The organism is Geofilum sp. OHC36d9, from assembly GCF_052400685.1.
Classification (GTDB): Bacteria; Bacteroidota; Bacteroidia; order Bacteroidales; family Marinilabiliaceae; genus CAZHHH01.
On the sequence record NZ_JBQTGJ010000013.1, the window covers coordinates 104,301 to 114,382 of the forward strand.

The following is a 10,082-nucleotide window of genomic DNA, read 5'->3' on the forward strand; positions in this document are numbered from 1 at the left end:
TTGCAGAATTCCGAACAAAAACAGGATAATCTGCAACCCATTTTTATGCCCGAAGTCCAGATATACCCAATTATCCACAAAAATGTGCAACGCATTGCCATTAAGTATCCCTTTCAATTGAAGGGTAGCAAAGTGGATAAAGTAACCCGTTTACTGCCCAACAGACAGTATAGCGTGACTAAAAAACTGTGGCATATACCCTATCGTAAAGACTACAAAACATGGGCTACATCTCAATTTGGCAACATTACAGATGTAGCAATCATTTTTCCTGAAAAAGCTATAATTTCAAAATCACCGGATTTCTCATTACCGGAAAAGGAGAAAATTGTAAAAATTAAAATAGACAAAACCAACCGACGTTTTTATGTTGAACATGGCTATTCTCCTGAATTATTTAAAGCACTTGCCACACTAAAAAAGGGTATTTGGTTAAAAAAACAACAAAATTGGGTTTTTCGGGGAACCAATGAGCTCTTTAAAAAAATAACCGACCTCCTCAACCAAAAGGGGTTTAAATGGACAACCCTATCTGTCAACTCACAACAGAAGAGTGGGCCTCCACCAAATTTGCCGGCTGCGCCAACCTTGCCTGGCAAATTGATTGCCATTTTAAATACGTACACCATTACGTTACGAATAAAGCGATTAAGTCCCAACACACAATCAATTTATACCCATTGGTTCAAAATCTTTTTATGCGACCACGACAAGGTTGATATTAATAATTTGAACTATTATCAGCTCTTTAGTTACATCAAACAAAAATCGACCGAACTCAACGAAACTTCTTTACGTCAAATAATTGCAGCGATAAAATTTTATTACGAACGAACGCTTGGACGAGAAAAAATGTTTTTCAAGCTTTCAGATAAATATAAAATTAACAAAAGCACCCTGTATCTCCCGTTCGGCGAAATTATTGAGATAGAAAAAGGCATCGACTCACCGGGAGACCGGCTCCTTCTATTTTTGGTGTACCATGCAAATGTTACATTAAGGGAGATTTGCACGTTACCGAAGGATGCTGAAACACTTTTTTCTGAAACACTGAAAATACCGGGTAATAACCAGGCTGCTATAAACTATTTTAAAGATCTAGTTACGGAATGCAAACTACGTTACAATCTAAATAAATATCTGGTTGAAAACCACGGTAAACAACATACAATAGCAACACTAAAAGGAAAGTTGTACAAAATATTATCCTATTACCGGCTTCAGGTAATTTATAAAAAACAGTACGAACAGATTCTACGACAAACTCAGTTTAGCCTCATAACACAAAAGATGTACCTTGGTGCATTCATGAAATTTCTGGCCTATTTCAATTATAAGCATCCTGCATTTATAGCCAATGAAGACATACGCGACTATTTGGTTCTGCATCGCGAAAAATCAGCTTCTCATCAGGATTGTTTGGTTAGCAGTTTTAAATTTTTCTTTGAAAAAATTCATAACCATACCTTATCAGACAAATACGTCATGCGCCCCCGACGGGGTTTTCATCTGCCCGATTATTTCAATCAGGAAGAAATAGCAGCCATGCTCAACACCACAGACAACATCAAGCATAAACTAATTATTGGCTTGGCCTATTCAGCAGGACTACGTCGGGCCGAAATTCAGAATCTTCGACTTGTTGATATTGATTTAAAGCACAATCGAATTTTTGTAAAAGATTCTAAAGGAAACAGAGACCGGTACACTCTATTCTCCAAACACCTACACGAATTATATAAAGAATATCTGGAAAAAGAAAAACCGCGTTTTTACGTCTTTGAGAGCTGGTCGCCCGGCAATAAATATAGCACAACCAGCATGGCACAGGTCCTGAAAAAGATGGCCAAAGCAGCCGGCATTCAACGAAACGTTCACTTGCATATGTTAAGGCACTCATTTGCTACCCACCTTCTCGAAGACGGCAAAGATATTAGATACGTGCAGGAACTATTGGGTCACCGAAGCATTAAAACAACCGAAAGATATACGCACATAATAAACGATGCGCTTGAAACAGTCGTGAGTCCATTCGACAGAATGATAAATGAAACATCCCTTAATTTAAAAAAACATGCACCCCCTTAAAGCTGGAATCTTAGAACATAAAACAAGACATAACAAACTATAAAACAAAACATTAAAAACCTCATCCATGTGACTTAGGGTTAACGAAGTTTTGCCATTACCGAAAAAAACGATCTGCAAAACAAAAAAAAATAAAAACAAATTCTATTTTTGACTATGCAGATATCACTAACAAACGATATTTAAACTAATGCTTTCACAAAATACAAGCATATTCATCTGTATAAAAAACAGATATAACATCATTAAATCAAACACTTACACCTCCATTCAGATTTGCATATAATAATCATAAACGCAATGCATATATGGGGGCGTTGTGCGTTATTAGTGCAAACTGAGAGTGCAATAAATGCAATTCCGATAACTTAATTTGATAAAATGAAAATGAGAACAATAATAATATCAGGTTTTTTACTCATAAATTTAACAGTTGTTTTTGGACAGAATGAGATTAAACGAGATACCGTTTACGAAACAAGGATAATTTATAAAAATGAAAATCCTGACCAAGTAACAAAGCAAATTGCAAAATCTGATATTAGAGAAATTATTGAGATTACGACAAATAAAGAACGTACAGATAACGAAATAGATTCTATTCAAAATTTGATTTGGAATGCTATAAAAAATCCAGTTGACTTTGATTCTTTATACATGGATTTTTCTCGTAGCACACTTGGAAGTGGATGTTCACAAAAGAAAGATGGAACTATTGTAAAGGAACCAAAACCCTTTTTGGCAGAGTGGAGTGTTGCTGATTCAGAGAAACAATATGCTAGATTCGTCATAGACTTTATTTTAACAAACTTTCATGTGATAAGTTATGGTGATAATAGCGATGGGGTACAGGCTGCATTTTATCAAATTTTGCAGACAAGGGATATTAAAATTGATGGTGCGGATTTTAATGGAGGCACATATAATTACATAAAAGATATTAATTCAAATATTTTTACTAGTTATAACAAGGTGGCCTTAGTGGAAAAAGGCTATTATACAATATTTGTTTGTGATAAAAACAATAAGAATAGACTTATAGAACTATTATTGAAAATTGATTGGAAAGTAATTGAACCATAATAACAACGCACAACACGCGGTCATAAAACATTGCGCGGATAGTGCTATATTTGAACGAAATGGCATTTAATCAACGGCTTAGCGGGCTGATAGGTTTGTGTTTCAAAATGCGCAACGATTTCATACCGCCACCGTTGGCACCAATTAAATGAGAGATACTGCACAAATGACAATTGTAGAATTACATAAAAAGCTTATTGATTTAGAGGTTGATTCTGAAAGATTTTATCTTCATGGTTTGTATGGTTCAACTTCTGATGACAATAAACTTTCGATGACTATTAATAAAGGGAAGTATACAATCGAGTATGAAATTTATTATCGTGAGCGTGGAGAGAAACACTCTGTAAATGTTTTTACGGATGAGTCTGAGGCTTGTGAATACTTTTTATATAAAATACAGGAAGAACTTACCATTGAGAAAGTGCAGAAAGTTGTCGGATTAGGTGGTATGACAGTTAATGAAAGATTGTACGTTACTGGATTAATGGATGAATTTGATAAAACAAAGCGTAAAAACAAAACCAGAGCGGCTCAAATATTAAGAATATTGAGAGTTGATGAACCTTCAATTAAAAAGATATTGAAAATTAAGTAGATTATAAATCTAATGAATGATACAATAGCAAGCCAAGTTACAGAACCAATAAAAGTTCAAATAATTGAAAATACTGATAAAGTTGATTGGAATATTTGGTTCTTATCAATTGCAGTAATATCACTCATAGCTGCTGTATTAATACCATTTGCTCAAAAGAAATATGAAGAAAGCAAATCGAAATATGGCTTTCACCTTTACATTAAAAAGAAACTGGGAATTGTATGGAATCTTTTGACTTACGACAAATTTGACTACAAACAGCCGACTAGTGCAGAATCGATGAATGATTTGCATTTAACGTTCTATAATTTAATAAGACAATTGGAGAAGGATTACAATAAAAACAAAAATACTATTCACCCACTTTTTGCATTCGGACTTCTTTTCAATTTGCAAAATTTATTATTCACAGTAAAAAGGGTTCAATACGCTTTGAATGAAATAGATTTAAATGATTTGGATGAAAAAACACTTGCATTTGGAGACAAACTTTCCAAAAAGGAACATCATAAGCTGAATGCTATTTTTATGTTGATTGAGCACTATTTTTCCATTACAAGTTTTCATGATAAGTTTGATTCTTTAAAAACAATTAAAAGAGATATTAAAAGCTCTAAATGGGTTGGATTAATAGTTGATAAAAGCGTCCTAAAGAATCAGGAAATGATTCTGAAAGACTTGGAATATTTGAAAGAGAACGAATCAAGTATTTTTGAGATAATAAATATTAGCAAACTTTTGACACAAGAACTAAAATCATACTTTGATTTCAATAAATTGATGAAGAAAAGGAACAGATAACTGGTGCCAACAATGTATAAAAATAATAGCCGAAATAGCAGTAAATTCAAGGGTTGTAGCCCGCTTCAGCTTTCTTGTAACTTGACAGGAAAGTGCCACGCAATCGGCTACATATTCTTATACTAAACGTTGTACACAATTAGAGAAAGATGAATTTTCAGAATGAAATTAATGTAATAACAAAGGAGGTAATTGTTGAAATGGAAAAAGTTCCTTTTATGAATAGAACTAATGAGGATAGATTGTCAGCGATTGGAAATATCTATTTTTTGTATTCTAATGGAAATTTAAAATATATTGGTCAGAGACAGGTTATTGGTATAAAAACTCGTCTTGACCAACATCTGTTTGGTAAATCTTACTCTGTGAATGAAAATAATGTTCAAAACGGAACTGTTTCGAAATGGAATATGGTCAGTAAAGAACTTGAAAAAGGGAATGAGATAACTTTTAAAACGGTACTTATTAAACCTGACAATCTCAGGACAACCATCGAATTGGAATTAATTGCTCGTTTTAATCCAGAATGGAATATTCAGGGCAAATAATTAAAATATTCTCATTGTATAAGAAATGAACAATCTAAAAATGAATAAAGAAGAAAAAGAATATCCTTTAATTGACAAGTTCCTATTTCATATGTTTGACATAAAAGATGTTGACTATTTAATTTTAAAAGGGCATATTTTGACAGAACATTCTCTTCATTTTTTCATTGAAATGACTTCGGTAGAGAAACTAAATTTTGAGAAAGTAAAATTTTCTTATTCAAATAAGATTGAGATTGCGAAAACATTGGGACTCTTTAAGAATAACGCAAAACTGTACTCGGAATTAAAACTATTAAATAAACTTAGAAACTCAATCGCACATAAGTTGAAATATGATGAAAAACTATTTGCTGACTTTATAAAAGGGTTTGAACCGTATAAAGATTTCTTTCAATCTGAAACTTTCAAAAAACTAAATATAAGCGAAGAGATTTTTAAAGAAAATGAAAACGGGGAGATTCCTGAAAATGGAAAATTGAATATGTCTATGTTATATATTTCAACAATTTGTATGAAAATATTTTCAGAAGGAGTTAAACTGAAAAAATAAAAATAACTGTGTACAACAAAGTATAAAAATAATAGCCGAAATAGCAGTAAATATGAACATTGTAGCCCGCATAATATTTAGTTGTAGCTTGAAAAATTCAAGTTCCGCAGTTGGCTACTATTCTTATACAAACCGTTACCGCCAAGTGAAAGACCGAAAATTCAACCGTCTATTTACTTGATTGAGAATGAGAATTAATCAAAAGGCAGTGCGGCTTAGAAAAGAAACGTTGATACATTTTGATTGATAACGAAAGATTTAAACACTGCAATCGGATAACTTTTCTGCAATGAGAAAGCAAAGATTTGATTGGATTGATAAAAGCGTTTATGAATAGATTATTTACATGATTTTGAACAGATAACGGTCTGATTTATTTTCAAATACTGAGGTTTTATTGTTTTCTGCAATTGGATTAAGGATTGAATTTACTGGAGATGATAATTTCATCCTACGAATTGATTTAGAGACCAATAATTTGATTGAATTAAAAAGATCGTTTAAGAATAGATTATTAACAAAACTTTAAGCAGATAACGGTCTGATTCATTTTTAAATACTGAGGCTGGATTTGTTTTCTGCAATTAGATTGAGGATTGATTTAAAGACCGGCAATTCAAAACAAGATATAGCAAAGGGTTTTATTAGCAGAAACGTTTAAAACGAAAACTTTGAAAGCGAAGGTAAAATCTAAGCTTTCTGAAAAATGATAAACAGTTGCACAATATCCAACGATTGAATTATCGGACAAATGATCACCAGGCGGTAACAAGCGGTCATAAAACATTTGGGGGAAAGTAGCTATCCGAGTATTCTGCCACGCATCAAAGTTTGGTAACGGTAGATATGAACGAAACCCGCTCTCCCAAACGTTCCATACCGCGGGGCGTTACCGCCAATGGTCAGAGTGACACAGCAATGAATGAAACAATAGATAACATATTAAAACGATTAGAGAACTATTCTGAATTAAATCAGAGAGAAAGAAAATCTGTGCAAAATGATTTGATTACGTTTTCAGAAAGGCAACCTGATAATTTTATTGTGTTTATCAGGAAAATTGAACCTTCTGAGGAATCGGTACTCTTTGAAATTTATGAAAGTTTGTCTTCGCAACCAGATAAATGGATTGATTTTTTAATAAGCGAATTTGACAGGATTGAAAAACACACTATTCAAGCGAAAAGTAAAATAAAGGATTCCGTTTCTTCTCCACTAATTGCTCTTAGTTTCTTTGCTCGACAAGGTTTTGCAAATAATGACAAATTGATTGCTCGTATTAAAAAGGGAGTTGCATCTGAATCGAAACAAATTGCTAAAATTAGCCTTGATTTGCTCGCAGACGTTTACTTGATTGATAAGTCTAAGTACGGTTCTTGCAGACAAGTAATTGAAAGGCAGACTCAATCAAAAACAATTGAGATTAGTCAATTAGCAAAGGAAATTCTAAATGATTTGGATAATCCTGTTCAACCCAAAAAGAAATTAAGATTGTATTCTGCTTATTCATTTATTTTTTTCGTCGGTGGACTTTATCTATCTGCGATTTCAATTGCATTATACAACAAGACTTTTATTGGTTTTTCCGCAATAGCAGTGACTTTTTGTGTAACTGGACTTTTAAGCTGGATTCTGCACCAAATTTTGACCAGAAAAGTAGATGTGAAAAAATCCGAAACTTTGGCGATTGGATTAGCTTACGGATTTATTTCGTGTTTCCTTATACTTTATATAAATCTACAATCGTCAGATTCAAATTATCGACATGAAAGATATACAATAATTGACCATGGTACTTTGGCAAAAGGACGATATTCGGATTGCAGAAAACCATATATCAAATTTGAACGGAAAGGAGAAATAAAAAAAATGACATTTAGCTGTGAGGACCATGAAATAGTTGAAAATGCAACGCAAATTAAACTGACAATTCAAAAAGGATTGTTGGATTTCGATATAGTGATTGACAAACGATTAGAAACCACAGGGGCTAACATTTTGTATAAGTAATGGCAGGCAAAGTAGCAAATATCAAGGTTTGTAACCCGCTCAAACTGCATAGCGGTTTGACAGGGAAGTGCCTCGCAATCTGCCACTACTCATACAAGTTACCGTTGTAGCCAATTTGAGAAAAATGACAATCCGAGAGATATTAAACACAACTGAACACCGACCTTGGAAATTGCCGAATGAAAAATGGAAATTTTATCAAGAGTGGAATAATGCAATATTTCTTCATTGGCAAGTGGAATTATCCGAATTGAAAAAGTTTGTCCCAAAGGAACTTGAAATTGACCTTTTTCACGGAAAACCTTGGATTTCGGTTGTTGCTTTTACTATGGAAAAAATAAGACCGAAAAACCTGCCTGCGTTCCAACCGATTTCGGATTTTGATGAAATTAATATCCGAACTTATATAAAATCGAATAACAAAACTGGAGTGTATTTTTTGAGCATTGAAGGCGGAAAAAGTTTGTCTTGTAAAGTTGCGAAAGGAATGTCTGAACTTCCGTATAGATTTTCAAAAATCAAACGGACTGAAAACCAATACGAATCTAATAACTCGGAATTTAATGACAAATTAAATATTCAGTTTGAGATTGGAAAAGCAATTAAGGAGAAAACGGAATTGGAAAAGTGGTTAACCGAAAGATACGCTCTTTTTCAAGACACAGAAACCTCTATTAACGAATTTGAAATTCACCATTTAGAATGGCCAATTAATAAAATTGACTTAAAGAATTTAGAAATTAATTATCCGAGATTTGACAAACTGATAAAAAACGAACCTGACAAAATTCAATACTCAAAAGGAGTAAAAGTTATTGCTTGGGGAAAGAATAAAAAAAGAAAAAACTGGCTACAACACAGTATATAATTAATGGCTAGTTTTAGCTTACTTACGAAAATCCTCGCGGATTTTCTATTCGGTGTTTATTTGCTAAATTAGGTGCTTAAACACGCCACTAATCATATACATAAACGTTGCCAACCATTTAAAAGAGAGACGTAATAGAATGATAAAAAAAGCATATAGAATATTAGTTGTTTTGATTTTTGCAACTAATAATTTGTACAGTCAAGATAATTATCAAATTTTAAAGAACATTACTTTCTCGACGATTGATGATTCAAAATATAATGATAGAGTTGGTCTGCGAATTGAATCGTTTGAAAATGGAATTGTCACTTTATCTGAAACATTTCACGGGAAAGGTATAATAGCTAGGCATGATTCATTAGGAAAAGTTATTTGGGAAAAGCCATTCGATTCAGAACGAATCAATGACATGAATGTTTTCAATGGTTATATTTATGCGGTAGGATATAAATACTTGAAAAGGAAAGCGTGGATTTCCAAAATTGATTCAGATGGTAATATTATTTGGGAAAAGCTATTAAGGTTTCAATATGAAAATGAAGCAGAAAACCTGACAATTTCAGATTCTGGCGACATATTTGTTCTATGTGAAATTCAAAAAGCATGGTTTCCTGTAAAAATTAGGTTGAAAAAGGGAATGTATAGGCATGTCACATTTCGTTCACTTCAGAAAGATAATATGGAGAATGAAATTGGTGTAGCAAGATTAGATACAGATGGCAAAGTGAAATGGAAAAAGAAATTTGGCAAACAGAAAAATTATAACCATTACTTTTCATGTGCAATTTCTGCTAATTCATCAGAATTATTGGCTTCATTTTATTTCTCAGAAACAGAAAAGGAAAAGAAAAAGGAAGGAACTCGCTTGATTACCCTGAATTATAAAGGAAAAACCCTAAATGAATTGAATCATTCAAATCGCTTGTTTGAAATAATTATCCCAAAGGAATCTGATTTTTATACGGTTGAGAATAATCTTAACAACAAATTAAATGTAAAAGATACAATTATTATTTCCCAAATAACCAAAGACTCTTTAATTGGCTTCAAAAAATACATTTCTGACTATAATATCTATACAATAAAAGCATTGCATGAAACTGAATCTAAAGAATTATATGCTGGTGGGTATGTTTGCAATTACAAAACACTCGGTACGATATGGAGTAATCACAATGATATTTATATAGCTAAATATGATTCCGACTTTAAATTACTTTGGGACTATAGATATGACCAAGGAAGTATTGATAAAGTAAACGATATGAAAATAATTAATGGAAAGCTATACGCAATCGGAGAGAGCTGGTATAAAGAAGAAAATCGTATAACGAAACGAATGAGAATTATAATAATGAAATAAAAACGGTTGGCAATATATAGGAGTATGAGCGGTCGGCACGACCCAGCGATTACTCCAGGTTGAACTACACCCCGGTAGAGCTACAATAAAATACTATGGACCTACTGTCGTTTTTTTATGTTTTTGAGAAGAATGCCCATGCTTTAATTGTGTTGCTTTAAACT

At 32.7% G+C, this 10,082-nt stretch carries 9 protein-coding genes; all 9 read left to right on the forward strand.

The genetic code is table 11. The features are described from left to right. The 9 genes from ACT3CD_RS12740 to ACT3CD_RS12780 all read left to right on the forward strand — a co-directional run bounded on the left by ACT3CD_RS12740 (position 1) and on the right by ACT3CD_RS12780 (position 9,918). Complete coding sequence (locus ACT3CD_RS12740; protein ID WP_444646018.1) at positions 1-2,088, forward strand: tyrosine-type recombinase/integrase; 2,088 nt, start codon at positions 1-3, stop codon at positions 2,086-2,088. Between the two features lie 387 nt (positions 2,089-2,475). Next, a complete protein-coding gene (locus tag ACT3CD_RS12745; protein WP_444646019.1) occupies positions 2,476-3,171 on the forward strand; it encodes a hypothetical protein in 696 nt (231 codons plus the stop codon). Between the two features lie 148 nt (positions 3,172-3,319). Continuing rightward, complete coding sequence (locus tag ACT3CD_RS12750; protein WP_444646020.1) at positions 3,320-3,769, forward strand: hypothetical protein; 450 nt, start codon at positions 3,320-3,322, stop codon at positions 3,767-3,769. A 12-nt stretch (positions 3,770-3,781) separates the two neighbouring features. Continuing rightward, positions 3,782-4,573, forward strand: coding sequence for a hypothetical protein (locus tag ACT3CD_RS12755; protein ID WP_444646021.1), 792 nt, complete (start codon positions 3,782-3,784; stop codon positions 4,571-4,573). A gap of 149 nt (positions 4,574-4,722) precedes the next feature. Further along, positions 4,723-5,121, forward strand: a complete 399-nt coding sequence (locus ACT3CD_RS12760) for a hypothetical protein (protein ID WP_444646022.1) — start codon at positions 4,723-4,725, stop codon at positions 5,119-5,121. Between the two features lie 40 nt (positions 5,122-5,161). Next, the gene (locus tag ACT3CD_RS12765) at positions 5,162-5,674 is read left to right on the forward strand and encodes a hypothetical protein (RefSeq protein ID WP_444646023.1); all 513 of its coding nucleotides are present in this window, start codon (positions 5,162-5,164) and stop codon (positions 5,672-5,674) included. Between the two features lie 846 nt (positions 5,675-6,520). After that, positions 6,521-7,684: a hypothetical protein gene (locus tag ACT3CD_RS12770; protein ID WP_444646024.1), complete on the forward strand. Its 1,164-nt coding sequence runs from the start codon at positions 6,521-6,523 to the stop codon at positions 7,682-7,684. Positions 7,685-7,808: 124 nt separating this feature from the next. Continuing rightward, entirely contained in the window at positions 7,809-8,552 is a 744-nt protein-coding gene (locus ACT3CD_RS12775; protein ID WP_444646025.1) for a YqjF family protein, read from the forward strand. Positions 8,553-8,691: 139 nt separating this feature from the next. Then, positions 8,692-9,918, forward strand: coding sequence for a hypothetical protein (locus tag ACT3CD_RS12780; RefSeq protein WP_444646026.1), 1,227 nt, complete (start codon positions 8,692-8,694; stop codon positions 9,916-9,918). Positions 9,919-10,082: the final 164 nt, after the last annotated feature.

Coding starts and splice junctions, on each gene's coding strand:
- ACT3CD_RS12745 (WP_444646019.1), top strand. CDS start 2,476: ATGAGAACAATAATAATATCAGGTTTTTTACTCATAAATTTAACAGTT.
- ACT3CD_RS12750 (WP_444646020.1), top strand. CDS start 3,320: ATGAGAGATACTGCACAAATGACAATTGTAGAATTACATAAAAAGCTT.
- ACT3CD_RS12765 (WP_444646023.1), top strand. CDS start 5,162: ATGAATAAAGAAGAAAAAGAATATCCTTTAATTGACAAGTTCCTATTT.
- ACT3CD_RS12770 (WP_444646024.1), top strand. CDS start 6,521: ATGAACGAAACCCGCTCTCCCAAACGTTCCATACCGCGGGGCGTTACC.
- ACT3CD_RS12760 (WP_444646022.1), top strand. CDS start 4,723: ATGAATTTTCAGAATGAAATTAATGTAATAACAAAGGAGGTAATTGTT.
- ACT3CD_RS12755 (WP_444646021.1), top strand. CDS start 3,782: ATGAATGATACAATAGCAAGCCAAGTTACAGAACCAATAAAAGTTCAA.
- ACT3CD_RS12780 (WP_444646026.1), top strand. CDS start 8,692: ATGATAAAAAAAGCATATAGAATATTAGTTGTTTTGATTTTTGCAACT.
- ACT3CD_RS12775 (WP_444646025.1), top strand. CDS start 7,809: ATGACAATCCGAGAGATATTAAACACAACTGAACACCGACCTTGGAAA.